This is a genomic window from Saccharothrix espanaensis DSM 44229 (assembly GCF_000328705.1).
In the GTDB taxonomy this organism is placed as follows: Bacteria; Actinomycetota; Actinomycetes; order Mycobacteriales; family Pseudonocardiaceae; genus Actinosynnema; species Actinosynnema espanaense.
Genome location: NC_019673.1, coordinates 4000935 through 4016281, shown reverse-complemented (window position 1 = coordinate 4016281; position 15347 = coordinate 4000935). Strand labels below are relative to the sequence as shown.

12 protein-coding genes are annotated in these 15347 nt (G+C 75.3%); 6 read left to right on the top strand and 6 right to left on the bottom strand.

Going from position 1 to position 15347, the window contains the following annotated elements; translation table 11 throughout:
• The 3 genes from BN6_RS17865 to BN6_RS17855 form a co-directional block, all read right to left on the bottom strand.
• Positions 1-1425: an alpha/beta hydrolase gene (locus BN6_RS17865; protein WP_015101094.1), complete on the bottom strand. Its 1425-nt coding sequence runs from the start codon at positions 1423-1425 to the stop codon at positions 1-3.
• A 75-nt stretch (positions 1426-1500) separates the two neighbouring features.
• On the bottom strand, positions 1501-2148 hold the full coding sequence (locus tag BN6_RS17860) for a response regulator (protein WP_015101093.1): 648 nt from the start codon (positions 2146-2148) through the stop codon (positions 1501-1503).
• Positions 2138-3232 (bottom strand): sensor histidine kinase, encoded by a 1095-nt coding sequence (locus tag BN6_RS17855; RefSeq protein ID WP_015101092.1) that lies wholly within the window; start codon positions 3230-3232, stop codon positions 2138-2140. The genes BN6_RS17860 and BN6_RS17855 overlap by 11 nt, the downstream gene beginning before the upstream one ends.
• Positions 3233-3342: 110 nt before the next feature.
• Here BN6_RS17855 and BN6_RS17850 point away from each other — a divergent pair, with 110 nt between their 5' ends.
• Positions 3343-4746, top strand: coding sequence for a serine hydrolase domain-containing protein (locus BN6_RS17850; RefSeq protein ID WP_015101091.1), 1404 nt, complete (start codon positions 3343-3345; stop codon positions 4744-4746).
• Here the strand turns inward: BN6_RS17850 and BN6_RS17845 are convergent.
• Entirely contained in the window at positions 4716-5627 is a 912-nt protein-coding gene (locus BN6_RS17845; RefSeq protein WP_015101090.1) for an SMP-30/gluconolactonase/LRE family protein, read from the bottom strand. The two genes, BN6_RS17850 and BN6_RS17845, sit on opposite strands and share 31 nt — an antisense overlap.
• A gap of 121 nt (positions 5628-5748) precedes the next feature.
• Positions 5749-6789 (bottom strand): hypothetical protein, encoded by a 1041-nt coding sequence (locus BN6_RS17840; RefSeq protein ID WP_041313111.1) that lies wholly within the window; start codon positions 6787-6789, stop codon positions 5749-5751.
• Positions 6790-6859: 70 nt separating this feature from the next.
• Here BN6_RS17840 and BN6_RS49645 point away from each other — a divergent pair, with 70 nt between their 5' ends.
• The 4 genes from BN6_RS49645 (at position 6860) to BN6_RS17820 (ending at position 13303) form a co-directional block, all read left to right on the top strand.
• Positions 6860-7768 carry an ArsR/SmtB family transcription factor gene (locus tag BN6_RS49645; RefSeq protein WP_015101088.1) on the top strand — a complete coding sequence of 303 codons (909 nt, stop codon included), beginning with the start codon at positions 6860-6862 and terminating at the stop codon, positions 7766-7768.
• Between the two features lie 103 nt (positions 7769-7871).
• Positions 7872-11300 carry a DEAD/DEAH box helicase gene (locus tag BN6_RS17830; RefSeq protein ID WP_015101087.1) on the top strand — a complete coding sequence of 1143 codons (3429 nt, stop codon included), beginning with the start codon at positions 7872-7874 and terminating at the stop codon, positions 11298-11300.
• 222 nt (positions 11301-11522) lie between these two features.
• Positions 11523-12476, top strand: a complete 954-nt coding sequence (locus tag BN6_RS17825) for a GNAT family N-acetyltransferase (RefSeq protein WP_015101086.1) — start codon at positions 11523-11525, stop codon at positions 12474-12476.
• A gap of 62 nt (positions 12477-12538) precedes the next feature.
• Positions 12539-13303 (top strand): inositol monophosphatase family protein, encoded by a 765-nt coding sequence (locus tag BN6_RS17820; protein WP_015101085.1) that lies wholly within the window; start codon positions 12539-12541, stop codon positions 13301-13303.
• Here the strand turns inward: BN6_RS17820 and BN6_RS43840 are convergent.
• Positions 13290-14147 carry an AAA family ATPase gene (locus BN6_RS43840; protein WP_051075627.1) on the bottom strand — a complete coding sequence of 286 codons (858 nt, stop codon included), beginning with the start codon at positions 14145-14147 and terminating at the stop codon, positions 13290-13292. The two genes, BN6_RS17820 and BN6_RS43840, sit on opposite strands and share 14 nt — an antisense overlap.
• 60 nt (positions 14148-14207) lie before the next feature.
• On the opposite strand from BN6_RS43840, the gene BN6_RS17810 reads away from it, so the two are divergent.
• Complete coding sequence (locus BN6_RS17810) at positions 14208-15296, top strand: serine hydrolase domain-containing protein (RefSeq protein ID WP_015101083.1); 1089 nt, start codon at positions 14208-14210, stop codon at positions 15294-15296.
• The last annotated feature ends 51 nt before the right edge of the window (positions 15297-15347 follow it).

The window sequence follows — 15347 nt, the reverse complement described above, 5'->3', positions numbered from 1 at the left end:
TCACGTGGCGGGGCAGGTGGCGTCGGTCGCCGGCATCGTGCCGTCGAGCAGGTACCGGTGGACGTGCCCGCGCACGCACGGGTTCCCCGACCAGTACAGCGCGTGGCCGCCCTCGACCGGCAGGTACCGCGCCCCGGGCAGTTGCCGCGCGACGTTGCGGCCGTGGCCGGGCGGGGTGACGTGGTCCGCGCTGCCACTGGCGATCAGCACCGGCGGCAGCCCACGCGGCCGGAGCGGGCGCGGCGGGTAGGTCCCGACCCGGGGCAGGCCGGCGCAGTGCGTCGCCGCCGGGTACCACGCGTCGGTCCGGCCGAGCCGGGGCGCGATGGTGTCGCGCAGCCGGTCCGACAGCCGGCGCACCGCCCGGTAGTCGGTCTCGTAGGGGAAGTCGGCGCACATCATCACGCCCGCCAGGTCCGGCCCGATCGCGCCGGGCGGCGGCGGCAGGCGCGGCACGAACCGCGACGCGTCACCCGCGTCGGCCTCGGCGACGGCCAGCGCGAAGCCCGGCCAGTCGCGTTCGTCGCCGACCCTGGCCTGCCCCAGGATGAGCCCGGCGGTGGCCGGGACCGACGCGCCCGGCGCGGGGATCGGCGCGCGTTCGGCGGCGGCGACCACCCGGTCCCAGGTGGCCAGCGGGTCACGGCCGTGCAGGGCGCAGGCGGGCTCCCGGTCGCACCAGCGCGCGAACCGGTGCAGGTTGCGCTCGGACACCTCGGCCTTGGCGACCGTCCACGGGTAGCGGTCGGGCGAGGTGTGGTCCAGCAGGCTGTCCAGGTACATCCGGCCCACGTTGTGGCCGAACAGCTCGGCGTAGACCTGGCCGAACACGGTGCCGTAGGAGTTGCCGTAGTAGTTCAGCCGCCGCTGGCCCAGCGCTACCCGGACGGCCTCCATGTCGTGCGCGACCTGCCACGAGTTCAGCTTGCCCCGCAACGGTCCCATCGCCGCCGCGCACCGGTCGGCGAAGGCCCGGTTGGCGGTGGCGAACCCGTCGTAGGCGGCCCGGTCGGGCGCGCCCCAGTCCAGCGTGAAGGGCACCGGTTCGGGACAGCTCACGCCACCGCTGGCGCCGAACCCGCGCGGGTCGAAGACCACGACGTCGAACCACTCGGTCAGCTCGTCGAGCGCGCCTTCCATCAGCGGCAGGTACTCGATCGCCGGTGCCGGACCGCCGGGGTTGTGCAGCAGGGTGCCCTTCTTCCGGGACTGGTCGCGGGCGGGCAGCCTGGCCAGTCCGAGGTCGATCCGGGCCGACGCCCGGTCGCCCCAGTCCACCGGCACGCGCACCGAACCGCACTGGAGCCCGTCACCGCAGTCGTGCCACTCGACCCGCGGCACGGCGGCGGCGACGCCCTGCACGGCCGTGCCCAGCAGCACCGCCACGACGAGCAGCGCCGCCGCCTTCCCGATCGTGATTCGCATGGGACCAGCGTGGCGAGGGCGTTCGGCGGTGTCGTCTGCCTTTGGACAGATCTTGGGCCGGTGGTGGGCGGGGGGTCAGTCCGCCAGGCCGGCTTCGTAGCCCGCGATGACGAGCTGCGCGCGGTCACGGGCGGCGAGCTTCGCCATGAGGTGGCCGATGTGGGTCTTCACGGTGTGCCGGCCCACGTGCAGCCGCTGCTCGATCTCGCGGTTGGACAGGCCCCGGGTGATCAGCGCCAGCACGTCCCGCTCCCGGGGCGTCACGCCGGCGAGCCGGTCCGGGCGCGGCGCGCGGGCCAGGAAGTCGGCGATCAGCCGGCGGGTCACGCTGGGCGCGAGCAGCGCCTCGCCGGCCGCGACCGCGCGCACCGCGTCCAGCAGGCGGGTGGGCGGGGCGTCCTTGAGCAGGAACCCGCTCGCACCGGCCCGCAGCGCCTCGTGCACGGCCTCGTCCTCGTCGAACGTGGTCAGCACGAGAACCCTTGGCGCAGCGGGTGCCGCGGTGATCCGCCGGGTCGCCGCCACCCCGTCCACCTCGGGCATCCGGACGTCCATCAGCACCACGTCCACGGCCGTCCGAGCGGCCAGCGCGCACGCCTCCCGCCCGGTGCCCGCCTCGCCCACCACGGCCAGGTCGGGCTGGGCGTCGAGCAGCACGCGCACCGTGCCGCGGAACAGCGGCTCGTCGTCGGCGAGCAGCACGCGCAGCGGGTCAGCCGGCACGGCGCGCCCCGAACGGGAGGGTCGCGCGGACCGCGAACCCGCCGCCGGGGCGCGGGCCGGCGGCCACGGTGCCGCCGTGCGGCGCGGCCCGCTCGCGCATCCCGAGCAGACCGTTCCCGGCCGGCCCGACCGGGCCGGTCCCCTCGTCCACGACCGACACCACGACCTGGTCGGCGGCGACGGCGGTGGTCAGCCGGCAGGTCGGCGGGCGGCTGTGCCGGCGCACGTTGGTCAACGCCTCCTGCGCGATCCGGTAGGCCGAGATCCGCACGGCGGCCGGGACCTCCGCCAGGTCGGCGAGGTCGGCGGTCACCTCGACCCCGGCCGTCCGGGCGTCGTCCACCAGGCGGTCCAGCGACGGGGCGACGGCGTCGCGCAGCGGGCCGAGCACCACCCGGACGTCGGCCAGGGCGGCACGGCCGACCCGCTCGATGGTGCGCAGCGCCTCGCCCTGCCCCTCCGGGTGACTGCCCGCGAGGTGCGTGGCGACGGCGGCCTTCATGGTGATCAGGCTCAGGTTGTGGCCGACCACGTCGTGGATGTCGCGGGCGATGCGCAGCCGTTCCTCGGCGACCGCCCGGCCCGTGCGCAGTTCGGCCAGTTCGGCGGCCTGCTGCCGACGGAGGCGCAGCGCTGCGGCCACGGCCCACGTCGCGGCGATCACCACGGCGCAGAAAGTCAAGGCGGACAACGGTGTCGTGGCGAACGACTCCCCGTCGTCACCGGGTGGGACCACCGGCAGCCCCGGCACGGCCCACACAGCAGTCCCCGCGAGGCCCACCGCCGCGAACGCGGCCACCGCGTGCCGGAGTGCGGGCCGGGCGACCGCGACCGGGTAGAGCGCCCACGCGATCGCCACCGCCACGGCCTCGTTCCCGTACCCGACGACGACCGCCATGGCACCGACCACCGCCACCACGACCAGCACCACGTCCGGACGCCACCGCCGCACCACCAACGGCCCGCCCAACGCGACCGCGAACGCCCACGCGAGCAGGCCGTGCTGCGGAGCGCGGAACACCACGAGACACACGACCACCGCTGCGGCGACCACGTCCACCGCGACCCGCTGCCACTCCTTCATGCCCACCCCCCACGCCCGTTCATCCCCGACACGGTAACCGCGGCTCAGCGGCCACACCTCGGACCACGGTCCGATGCGAACGCCCGGCTCGGGATCCGAAACTGCCCTCCGTGCTCCCCTCGATCCTGTCCGCGCTGCTGCTCCTGTCCCCCACGACCGCGCCCGCCACCACACCCGACCCCGCCGCGATAGACCGCGTGGTCGAGGACTACCGCGCCGAAACGGGACTTCCCGGCGCGGCGGTCGCCCTCACGCACGGCACGACCGTCGTACGCGCCGCCGGGTACGGCCGGACGGCGGACGGCGAGGCCGTCACCGAGCACACGACCATGGCCGTCGCGTCGGTGAGCAAGTCGTTCACCGCGCTGGCCGTGATGCAGCTCGTGGACGCCGGCCGGGTGCGGCTGGACGACCCGGTGCGCGACCACCTGCCGGAGTTCGCCCCGGCCGACCCGCGCGCCGGGCGGATCACCGTGCGGCACCTGCTCGACCAGACCTCCGGCCTGTCCGACACGACCTTCCGCCCGTTCAGCGGGCGGGAGGTCGCCACCCTCCGCGACGCCGTCGCCTCGATGCGGGACGCGACCCTGGCGTCGGAACCCGGCACCCGGTGGGCCTACCACAACCCGAACTTCCAGGTGGCCGCCCGGCTGGTGGAGGTGGTGGCCGGCGAGCCGTTCGCCGACTACCTGCGCCGGCACGTGTTCGAGCCGCTGGGCATGGCCGACAGCGCCACCGCCGACACCGAGCGGGACCTGCCGGCCTCCGCGCGCGGGCACGTCCACGTGCTCGGCGCGGCCGTGCCGGTGCCCGAGCCGCCGGCGTTCGGCAACGGCTCCGGCGGCGTGCTGAGCTCCGCGCACGACCTGGCCGCGTGGCTGGTCGCGCAGAACACCGGGACCCCGATCGCGAGCCCGGAGAGCATCGCCGCGACGCACACCCGTTCGGCGGGCTCGTACGGCCTGGGCTGGTTCGTCGGCACGACCGACGCGGGCGCGCCGCTGGTCGACCACGGCGGCGACCTGTTCACCTCCACCGCGTACCAGGCGCTGCTGCCCGCCTCCGGCCACGGGATCGCGGTCATGGCCAACACCGGGACGCAGTACGGCGACGCCCAGGCCCTCGGCGAGCGCCTGATCGCGTTGCTGGAGGGTCGGCCGTTCGCGCCCGCGCCCGGCTCGTACCGGGTCGTGGACATCGTGCTGGTGACCCTTGCGGCGGGCGTGGTCGCGTTGGCGGTACGCGGGGTGGCGCGCGCTCGCCGGCACGCGCGCCGTTCGTGGCTTCGACTGCTGCCGTTGCTGCTGCCGGTCCTGCTCGCGGCGACGATCCACCGGGTGGCGGGGTTCCTGTATCGCGGGCGGGACGTGTCGTGGCGGCAGGTCGCGTACCTGTACCCCACGTTCATGGTGCTGTTGGTGGTGACGGCCACGGCGTGCGTGGTCGTCCTCGCGGCCCGGTTGCTCGCCCGACGCCGTCCGCCTCAGGGCTTCGGGATCGACACCGCCGTGTAGGCCGTGCCGGGGCCCGGCGGTGTGGTGAACCGCCCGTTGGGCAGGTAGAGCCGGTCTTGGAACGCCGCCGCCGTCGTCGGCACGTCGAACCTCGGGTCGGTGACCCGCCGGAGCAGCGTGCCGCTCGCGCCGGCCGCGTCCAGGGCGACCACGGCGACCCGGTTGTCGCGGTTCTCCATGACGTACAACGTGCTGCCCGAGCGCAGCAGCCCGTCGGTGTTGCTCAGCGGGCCACCGGCCACGGCCAGCGTGCGAGCCACCCCGGTCGCCGGGTCGACCCGGAACAGCGTGCCGGTGTTGTGCTGGGCGATGATCAGCGCCCGGCCGTCCGGGGTGGTCTCGATGCCGTTGCCGTTGGTGCCCGACCGGTAGACGATGTCGCCGGTCAGCCGGACGGTCTCGGCCCTGGCGGGCAGCGCGCCGTCCCGGCCGAACGCGAGCTTGTGGACCACGGCGTTCGTGGAGTCGGTCAGCCACGCGGCCTCCGGCGTCAGCACGACGTCGTTGACGAACGAAGACCGCGTGGACAGCCGGTAGGTGGCCAGGGTGGTGCCGTCCCGGGTGTCGATGACGCGGGCGGTGCCGCCACCGCCGCCCGCCACGAACAACCGGCCCCGCTCGTCGACCTTGAGCCCGAGCGCGGCCGTGCCGGCGGTGCCCCGCACGAACGGCTCGCCACGTCCGGTGGCCAGGTCCACGCGGTGGATCGCGCCGGTGCCCATCGAGCCGAAGTAGGCGTGCTGCCCGCTGATCGCGATCCCCTCCGGCCGGAAGCCGTCGGGCAGCGGGATCGTGGTCGGGTACGGCTCGGCGGCCTGCGCCGGAACCGCCCCCGAGGCCAGGAGCGCGGCGCAGATCAGCGCGGTGCGGAACGAGAACATGGTGTGTCCCTTCTCTGGCGCGCCCGATACCAGTCTCGGGCGCGCCGGAGAAGGCCGCAGTACGCCGGCGGGACCCAACGGCTGCGCGCCGCGGCCCACGCCGATCGTCGCTGCCGTGCGGTCAGGGCTCGTCGCGCAGCACCAGCGGGCGGTTGGCCGCCGTGACGCCCACCGCCCAGATGTTGGGCACGACGATCCCGGCGACCGCCAGCAGCCGACCGCGCACCGGGGGCACCGGGTCGGCGATCCACGTCCCGTTCTCGGAGTCGCCGGACAGCCGCACCGCGTACGGCCGCCCGTCCGCGGTGTGCCCCACGGCCAGCGGCGTGCCGTACTCGGAGGTCACCCCGGTGAGCTCGGCCGCCGTCGCGGGCACGCGTTCCCGGACCACCTCGCGGTTGTCCGGGTTCACCCGGAGCACCAGCGGGCGCCGGGCCGACGCGGGCGCGCCGACCGGGGCGGTCCAGCCGACCAGCCGGGCGGCCTCCGAGTTGTGGCCCACGACCTGCTCGTCGTAGCCCGCCCGGCGGGACACGGGCACGTTGGTCCAGGTGCCGCCCGCGTAGCGCAGGACGACCACGCGGGAACCGGACCGGTCGTGGTCGATCCCGTACACGAAGACCTCGTCGCCGCCGCGCGGCGCGACGCCGGTCAGCTCGCTGGAGGTGTCCAGCAGGCCGTCCGGCACCGGCACGCCACGCCACGCGGTGCCGTCCCAGCGCTGCACGACACCGCGCCGCCACTGGGTGCCCGGTACGGTCTCCGCACCGACCGCCCACGCGAGTTCGGGGGCCAGCGGGTCGATCTCCACGGCTTGCAGGGTCGTGGACGTGCCCGCGCGTTCGGCGACGCGGACGCGCTGCCAGCCGTCGGTCCAGCGCAGCGCGCCGCGCCGGCCCACGGCCCAGCCGCTCTGGGCGTGGTGGACGCGGCCGACGTCCGGGATGGGGACGCGTTGCCAGTCTTCGGCACCGCGCAGGGCGAAGGAGCGGCCGTCCGGCGCTTCACCGAAGGCCCAGGTGCCTTCGGGGCCGGAGGACACGGCGGTCAGGGCGCCACGGGCCTCCACGGGTTGGGTCTGCCAAGGCGAGTCGGCGGCCGTTGCGGGCAGGGGTGTCGCGAGGGTGAGCGCGACCGTCAGGGACCAGATTCGCTTGCGCACCGCGCCATCGTCCCCGTTCGGCGGATCACCGCTCCACGTTTTCGAGCACAATCGAACCTCTGGAGGGTCGATGATCAGGATCGAGCTGTCCGCGCCGGCACTGGCGTCGGCGCGGTTCGGGCTGTCCCCGCTGATGGAGATCGGCACCGTGCTCAACCAGTGGCAGGGCAACCGCGACGCGCGCTGGGCGCGGGCCGCGCGGGACACCGTCGTGCGCCACGACCTGCGGCTGCTGGCCGGTTTCCTGGAGCACGGCGGGTACGTGCCGGACTTCCTCAACCCGCTGCCCGCGGGGTACGACGCCGACGTGGAGCAGGAGTTGCACGCCGTGGCGACGGCCGCGCCGGAGCAGGTGGCCGCCGAGGTCGCCGGGTGGGTGCGCGGGCGACTGCCTTCGGGACCCCGACCGCGCCCGGTGCTGGACTTCCTGGAGCGCGGCGAGGCGCACTTCGCGCACCGGGCCGCCGACGAGCTGGCCCGGTTCTGGGCGGAGTTCCTCTCGCCCCGGTGGCCGGCGGTGCACCGCCGGCTGGAGGCCGACGTCGACCGGCGGGCCCGCACCGCCGCCCGCGAGGGCCTGGGCGCGGTGCTCGGCGGGCTGGACGGCGGGACCCGGTGGGCGGGCGGCGCGCTGGAGGTGAGCCGCCCGTTCGACCGGGACGTCCGGGCGACCACCGGCCTGCTGCTCCTGCCCTCGACGCTGGCGGGCCACGTCGGCGTCGGCGTCGACCCGCTGGGGATCCGCCCGGTGCACCTGGTCTACCCGGCCACGGCGACCGACCACGACCTGGCGGGCGTGCTCGGCCACACCCGCAACGCCCTGCTGCTGGACCTGGAGACCCCGCGCACGACGGCGGAACTGGCCCGCCGGCACCACCTCGCGCAGTCGACGGTGTCCTACCACCTGGGCCGGCTGCACCGGGCCGGCATGCTCACCCGGACCCGGACCGGCACCGCGGTGCGCTACCAGCGGGCCTGACCCGCGCCGGCCCGTCAGGCCGGGCGGCGGTCGCGCCCGTCTGCGCCGACCGGGCGGATCGGGTTAGCATCGCGTGCTCACCGGGGCGTAGTGGAGGCGTGTAGTGGTTCGCGGGTCACCGCAGGTCGACACGTCGGTCGCGGGCGTGGTCGAAGCGCGGTGGGGTGTCCGGCCCGCCGCCGCCATCGCCCGGTACGACGAACCCGGCTGGCAGTGGTCCCCGATCCCGGTCGAGAAGCCCTGCCCGACCTGCGCCGGCCGGTTGTACGGCCTGTACCGGGCGCACCCGCACCGGGGCAAGCAGCAGTTGCAGGCGGCCGTGGTGTGCGCGACCTGCCCGGCGTCGTTCACGTTGCGCGAGTTGCAGCTGTCGCAACGGTCCGTGCTCGGCGAGCTGCGCCCGGAGGCGGTGGCCCGGCGGGCGGCCGAGGACGCGCAGTTGGCGGCGCTCGCCCAGGAGGTCGTCGCACCGGTCCGGGAGCGGCCCGCGCCGGAAACGCCCGTCGAGCCGCCGCCCCCGCGCCGGCGGCCGGCCCCGAAGCCCCCGACAGCGCTCCTTCCAGCGCCCTCTTCAACACCCTCTTCAGCGCCGCCGACGGGGCCGCCTGCCGCGGCTCCCGTCGAACAGCCCCCGGAAGCCGAGCCCGCCGAGGAGGTCGCGCCGCAACCCGCCGCGCGACCGGTCCGGCGGATGTCGACCACGGTCATGGCGGCCCGCATCCGGTCCATCCTGGCCGGCTCCGAGGCGGTCCCGACCGCGCCGGGCGAGGAACCTCCCCTGCTGCCCGCGCACCTGGTCGACGACGTGGGCCCGGTCTGGTGGGCCAAGACCACCGACCCGACGCTCAAACCACCGCCCGGCGTGACCGGCGGACGGGTGATCATGCCCGACCGCGCGGAGTTCGACGGGCTGCGCGCGCTGCTCACCCAGGAGGGCGTCGAGCACCGGTCGGTCCGGTACTGGCTGGAGCAGGAGACGGTGGCCGGCGACGGCGACCACCTCCGGGCCACCGCGTGGCTGTCCGAGGTCGGCGGCATCGTCCCCGACCGCTGCGAACCGGTCGACGGCGACCGGGCGCTCGCCGCGCGGTTGGCCTACGGCCTGCTCTGGGACCTGCACGACGACGCCCCGCGCGACGCGCCCGACCCGACCCCGGTGGACCGGTTCGTGCCCGCCGAGTGGCTGCCGTTCCTGCCGTTCCCGGTGTTCAACCCCGCCCAGGCGCAGGCCGCGCCGCACATCCTCGACGACGACGCGCACCTGCTGATCACCGCGCCCACCGGGGCGGGCAAGACCGCGATCGGCATGCTGGCCGTGCTGCGCACCATCCTCCAGGAGGGCCGCAAGGCCGCCTGGCTGGTCCCGCAGCGCTCGCTGACCGACGAGCTGGACCGCGAGCTGGAGACCTGGCGCGCGCGGGGCCTGCGGGTCGAACGGCTCTCCGGCGAGTACGCGGTGGACGTCGAACGGGTCCGGGCCGCCGACCTGTGGGTGGCCACCACCGAGAAGTTCGAGGCGATCTGCCGGGCCGCGTCGCTGCAAGCCGCGCTCGGCGAGGTCGGCTGCCTGGTGGTGGACGAGATCCACCTGCTCGGCACGCCCGGCCGGGGCGCGCTGCTGGAGGCGCTGCTGGCCCGGGTGCGCGGCGCGGACTCGCCGGTGCGGATCGTGGGCCTGTCGGCGACGGTGTCCAACGCCGCCGAGGTCGCCGAGTGGCTGGAGGCCGACCTGGTGGCGACGACCTGGCGGCCGTCGCGGGTGACCTGGCAGCTGCCGACCGTGCCGGCCGGGTCGGGGTTCGCGGCCAACGCCCGGCTGCGCGAACAGGTCGTGGTCGACCTGACCACCCGGCACACCGCCGACCAGGGCAGCGTGCTGGTGTTCTGCGGCTCCAAGCGGAACGTGCGCTCGACCGCGATGGCGATCGCCGCCGAACGCGGCGCGCCCGTGCACACGGTGGCGGCCGACGACGTCGACGGCCTCACGAAGGTGTGCGCGGACGTCGGCGTCCGGCTGCACTACGCCGACTACGAGCACAAGCACGCCGCCGAGCGCGCCTTCCGGGAACGCCAGGCCGACGTGCTGGTCGCCACCTCGACCGTCGCGGCGGGCGTCAACCTGCCCGCCCGCGCGGTGATCGTGCGCGACACCACGGTCGGCGGCGAGCCGATGGACACCTCGATGGTGCTGCAGATGTTCGGCCGGGCCGGGCGGATCGGCGCGGGCGAGACCGAGGGCTGGTCCTACCTGGTGGTCGACGAGCACCAGCGGGCCGGCTGGCAGGCCCGGCTGGTGGCGGGCTACTCGGTCTACTCCCGGATCCACGAGAGCCTGCCCGACCACGTGCTGGCCGAGGTGCTGCAGGGCCGGATCACCAGCCACGCCGACGCCGAGGCGTGGTGGGTGGAGACGCTGGCCCACGCGCAGGGCGACGACGCGGCGCAGCCGGTGCAGGACGCGGTGGCGTTCCTGGTGGCCGAGGGCCACCTCGCGGCCCGGCCGGACGGTGGCCTGGCGATCACCGACCTGGGCCGGCTGACCGCGCGGATGATGGTGTCCACGCACGCCGGCCACCGACTGCGGTACGCGCTGGGCCTGCTGCCGACGCCGCCGGACCCGGACGCCGCCGAGGACGCGCTGACCCTGGTGCTGTCGGTCGCGGTCCGGGACCTGGCCGCCATCGCGGTGCCCGACCAGGTGCGGACGGCGGTGGCCACCGCGATCAAGGCCGGCGGGCGCACCTCGCAGATCACCCACACCGCGTCGGTCAAGGGCCTGGGCTCGCAGACCACCACCGCGCCGGGCGACCTGGCCCGCGCCGCGCTGCTGCTGGCGGCCCGCTCGCCGCACCTGTTCACCGGCCAGGGCCGGCGGGTCGCCGCGGGCATCCCGCTGTCCACCCTGTACCCGGTGTTCGAGCAGGCCCCGCGCTACCTGTCGTGGCTGGCGGCGCAGGGCGTGCTGGGCACCGTGCACCCGTGGATCGCGATCGTCGCGGCGGACCTGGACCAGCGGGTCCGCTGGCGGCGGCTGGCGCCCCGGCGCGGCGCGGGCCGGCTGCTGTGGCTGTGCGAGCAGATGGCGACCCGGGCCCGGTCGCACGACCTGGTGCCGCGGATGTGGCACTCGGCGGTGGCCCGCGGCGTGCGCTCGCCGGACTGGAAACCCGGCCGGCCGCCGGCGGGCTGCGAACTCGACCAGGCCGGTTACACGGCCCTGCTGCGCGAACGCGCCACCACCGCCGCGCTGACCGCGCACGGCGACCACGCGTCGGTGGCCGGCACCGTCGCCGCGACGGCCGTCCCCTGGCACGGCAAGCACTACGGCCCGCCCACCCCGACGAAGGCCGACACCGACGTCCGCTACCCCGACACGGACACCCCGGACGACCCGGACAAGGGCGTAGCCGTGTTCACCCGCCGAGGCGACTACCGCGCCACGGGCTGGCTGGCCGCCTACGACGCACTGGCGACGGACGACCCACCCCCACCCCCGAAACCGTCCCGCCGGGGCTTGGGCGCACGTTCCTGACACCGCATCACCCCTGGAACTCGCGCCGAGGGCCCGGACGCGTCGGTGCGGACGGCGGGCACCCGGATCGTCGCCCGCCGGCCCGGCCACATGGCCCACCCGGTCGTCAAGAAGGCCGGCGTCATCCCGCACACTCCGCGGTCGACGGACGTCAAATGACGAGCACGACCACGTGCCGTAAACGGTTCGACGGTTCGGTGGCGTCCTGCCACAGTGACCGCTATGGGGAACGTCGAGCTCGTGACCGCGGCGGACGTGCGGCTCATGCAAGGGTTGGCGCAGCGGGTCACCGCCGTGCGGCCGGAGCTGGTGAACAGTGACGCGTCGTACGGCGAGCTGGCCTGGATCTGGGGCAAGGGGCACGCCGAGCACGGCGCGGGCTGGCCGCGTCGGCTGTGGTTCGCCGACGGCGAGCTGGTCGCGTGGGGCTGGACGTACCTCCCGCACCGGTTGCGGCGCAACGACGGGTCGGTCAAGGACGTCACCGGTGCCTACCTTGCCTACCAGGTCCACCCCGACCACGCCGGGCTGGTCGACGAGGTGATCGACTGGTTCGACCGCACGGCGGGGGACGTCGAGCGCACGGTGCTGCCGAGCGCCGCCGACGAGTTCGGCCTGGAGCGGTGGGCGGCGCACGGCTACCGCACCGACCCCGACGCGCTCGGCGACACCGGTTCGTGGACCATGCTCACCGAACGCGACCTCACCGACGTGGAACAGCCCGTGCTGCCCGAGGGGTTCCGGTTCCGCACCGCCGATGAGGCCGGGCCGGAGGCCGCCGTCCAAGCCCACCTCGACGCCTGGGCGCCCTCGACGTACACGGCCGCCGCCTACGAGGGCGTCCGGCGGGTGCCGGCCTACCGCGCCGACCTGCACGTCCTGGTCGAGGCACCGGACGGGACGATGGCGGCCTCCGCGATCATGTGGCTGGACGAGGCGAACAAGACCGTCGAGTTCGAGCCGGTCGGGACGCACCCGGGCTACCGGCGGCTGGGGTTGGGCAGGGCGCTGCTGCTGCACGGGATGCACCTGGCACGGGCGGCCGGGGCCGGGCACGCGACGGTCGCCTGCCTGGGCGCGCCGGGCCACCCCAAGGCGCGCGGCCTGTACTTCAGCGTCGGGTTCCGGGAGTCGGTGCGGGACGTGCCGCTCATCAAGCCCCGGTCCGCGGGCTGACGATCACCGGCAGGCACATCTCGGCGGAGAGCCGGCGGCGGTGACCCGGTAGCGTCGGTGACGTGGAATCCGACGTCGAAGTGGCGATCCGCGCGGCCGTGGCCGGCGCGTCCGAGGTCCGGTCCCGGTTCGGCGGCGAGCTGGAGCGGTTCGCCGAGTCCGGCGTCGACTTCGCCACGTCGGCGGACCTCGCCGCCGAGCGGGCGATCACGGCGGTGCTGGCCGACGCGCGCCCGGCGGACGCCTTCGTCGGCGAGGAGACCGGCGGCACGGTGCCCGGGTCCGGCCGGGTGTGGCTGGTGGACCCGTTGTGCGGCACCGTGAACTACGCCGCGCGCACGCCGTTGGCGGCGGTGAACGTGGCACTGCGGGTCGGGCCCGGGGTGGTCGCGGCGGCGGTCGCGGACCCGTTCAGCGGCGAGGTGTTCTGGACCGACGGCGAGGTGGCGCGGGTGCGGGTGGCGGGCGACGAGCCGCTGCGCCCCGACCCGTCGAGCCGGCTGGTCGACGTGAACCTGGACGTACCGGACCAGGCGGTGCTCGGGATGCTCGCCGACAACGCGTTCACCACCGCGTTCCAGCCCCGCGTGTTCTCCACGACGCTGGCCCTGGCCTGGGTGGCGAGCGGCCGGCGGGCGGCCTACGTGACGGCCGGCGACCTGCGCGACAGCGTGCACTTCACCAGCGCGATCGCGCTGTGCGAGGCGGCGGGCTGCGTGGTCACGGGCATCGCGGGCGGCCCACTGCACACCGGCCCGCACGGCCTCGTCGCGGCAGCCGACCCGGACACCCACACCGCCTTGGTGCAGACCCTCACCCGGCTCTGAAACCCAGGCGTGCCAACACCTTCTCCACAGCTTCGGCCGGTGGGTCGACGGCCGAGTCGACCACCAGGTGCGGCTCGTCCCACGGCTCCCACAGGGACCTCATCCGCTGGACGTGCTCCCACGACACGGTCGGGTGCCAACCGGGGATCCCGCGCGCCCGCCCCTCGACCCGCGTGCGCTGCACGCGCTCGTCCGAGCACACGCACTCCACGCCGACGAACACGCCGCCGAGCTTCGTGGCCAACGCCCGCCAGCGCGACCGGGTCTGCGCGCGGTGCCCGGTCGCGTCCACGATCACGTCCAGCCCCAACCGCAGCTGACGTGCGGCGGCGGCGGTCAGGTTGACCTCGGCCAGCGGAACCGCGTTGTCCTCGCGCAGCACCCCGAACGGCACGAGCGCGCCCAGGTGCCAGTCCATCGAGAACACCGGGGCGCGCAACGGCCACGCCAGCGCTTCGGCGAGCGTGCTCTTCCCGGTGCCCGGGATCCCGGCCACCAGCACCAGACGGGGTGGAGTCGGACGTGGGACGTGCGAAAGGTTCTCGTAGTCGCGGTGCGCCCGTTCCGCCATGACTTCCTGGAGCGTTTCGCGCGCCCGCGCGACCGGCCCGCCCATCATCCGCACCCACGCCAGCACCAGGTGTTCCGGTCGCACCACGATGTCCGACAGCCGCTCGGCCTCCGCGACCGCCGCGGCGAGCAGCGCCGTCCGGTCCACCTCCCCCGGGCTGATTTCCAGCCGTGCGGCCAAGGTGCCCGCGACCTCGTCGGCAATCCGGTCCGGAAGCTCGCGCACCGGTCCGTCCAGCAGGGCGGCCGACGACTCGTGCAGCGGGAGGTCCACCGGGCGAGCCTACGGAAATGGCTTCGCCCCTGGGACCTTCCCCGGTCTATGTTGCCGCGCATGGCCGAAGTCCACGGCACGTGCGATCCGCAGTTCGCCCCCGTCCGCGACGCGTTCGCGGCGACCCTCGACACCGCCGACGTCGGCGCGTCCCTCGCGGTCTTCCGGGACGGCCGGCCCGTCCTCGACCTGTGGGGCGGCCACGTCGACGAGGCCCGCACCACCCCGTGGGAACGCGACACGATCGTCAACGTCTGGTCCACCACGAAGACCATGGCCGCGCTGTGCGTGCTGGTGCTGGCCGACCGGGGCGCGCTCGACCTGGACGGCCCGGTGGCGGCGCACTGGCCCGAGTTCGCCGCGCACGGCAAGGACGCCGTCCTGGTCCGGCACGTCCTCGCGCACACCGCGGGCCTGCCGACGTGGGACCGCCCGATCACCGTCGAGGACCTCTACGACCACCCGAAGGCCGCCGCGCTGCTGGCCGACCAGCCCACCCGCTGGCCCGCCGGCGAGGTCGGCTGCTACCACTCGCTGACCCAGGGCTACCTGCTCGGCGAACTCGTGCACCGGGTCACCGGCCGCAGCCTGGGCGCGTTCTTCGCCGAGGACGTCGCCGGCCCGCTGGGCGCCGACTTCCACATCGGGCTCGCCGCGCACGACCGGGTCGCGCCGATCATCCCCGCCGAGCGCGGGCCCCGGCCGACGCCGACGGCCCTGTTCGACGCCCCGCCGAACCCGGAGATCGACCCCGCCGTGGCGAACACCGAGGCGTGGCGGCGGGCCGAGGTGCCGTCCGCCAACGGGCACGGCAACGCGCGTTCGGTGGCGGCCGTCCAATCGGTCCTGGCCTGCGGCGGCACGATGAACGGCGTGCGCCTGCTCTCGCCGGAGACGTGCGCCAGGGTGCTGGAGGAGCAGTACGCGGGCATGGACCACCAGCTGGGCGTGCCGATGCGGTACGGCCTGGGCTACGCGCTCAGCGGCGACACCTGCTCGTGGGGCGGCTGGGGCGGTTCGCTGGTCGTGGTCGACCCGGGCAACCGGCTGACCGTCGCCTACGCGATGAACCGGATGCTGGAACGCGGCCCGCTCGGCGACGACCGGGGGATGAACCTGGTGCTGGCCGCGTACGGCAGCCTGGGCTGACCGGCGGCACCGGTCGTCCGGCGGCCATGGCACGTTCACCTCGTAGACGCC

Bases quoted from the DNA above. Each gene is read 5' to 3' on its own strand.
- BN6_RS17855 (WP_015101092.1), bottom strand. From the start codon at position 3,232: ATGAAGGAGTGGCAGCGGGTCGCGGTGGACGTGGTCGCCGCAGCGGTG.
- BN6_RS17845 (WP_015101090.1), bottom strand. From the start codon at position 5,627: ATGTTCTCGTTCCGCACCGCGCTGATCTGCGCCGCGCTCCTGGCCTCG.
- BN6_RS49645 (WP_015101088.1), top strand. From the start codon at position 6,860: ATGATCAGGATCGAGCTGTCCGCGCCGGCACTGGCGTCGGCGCGGTTC.
- BN6_RS17810 (WP_015101083.1), top strand. From the start codon at position 14,208: ATGGCCGAAGTCCACGGCACGTGCGATCCGCAGTTCGCCCCCGTCCGC.
- BN6_RS17825 (WP_015101086.1), top strand. From the start codon at position 11,523: ATGGGGAACGTCGAGCTCGTGACCGCGGCGGACGTGCGGCTCATGCAA.
- BN6_RS17865 (WP_015101094.1), bottom strand. From the start codon at position 1,425: ATGCGAATCACGATCGGGAAGGCGGCGGCGCTGCTCGTCGTGGCGGTG.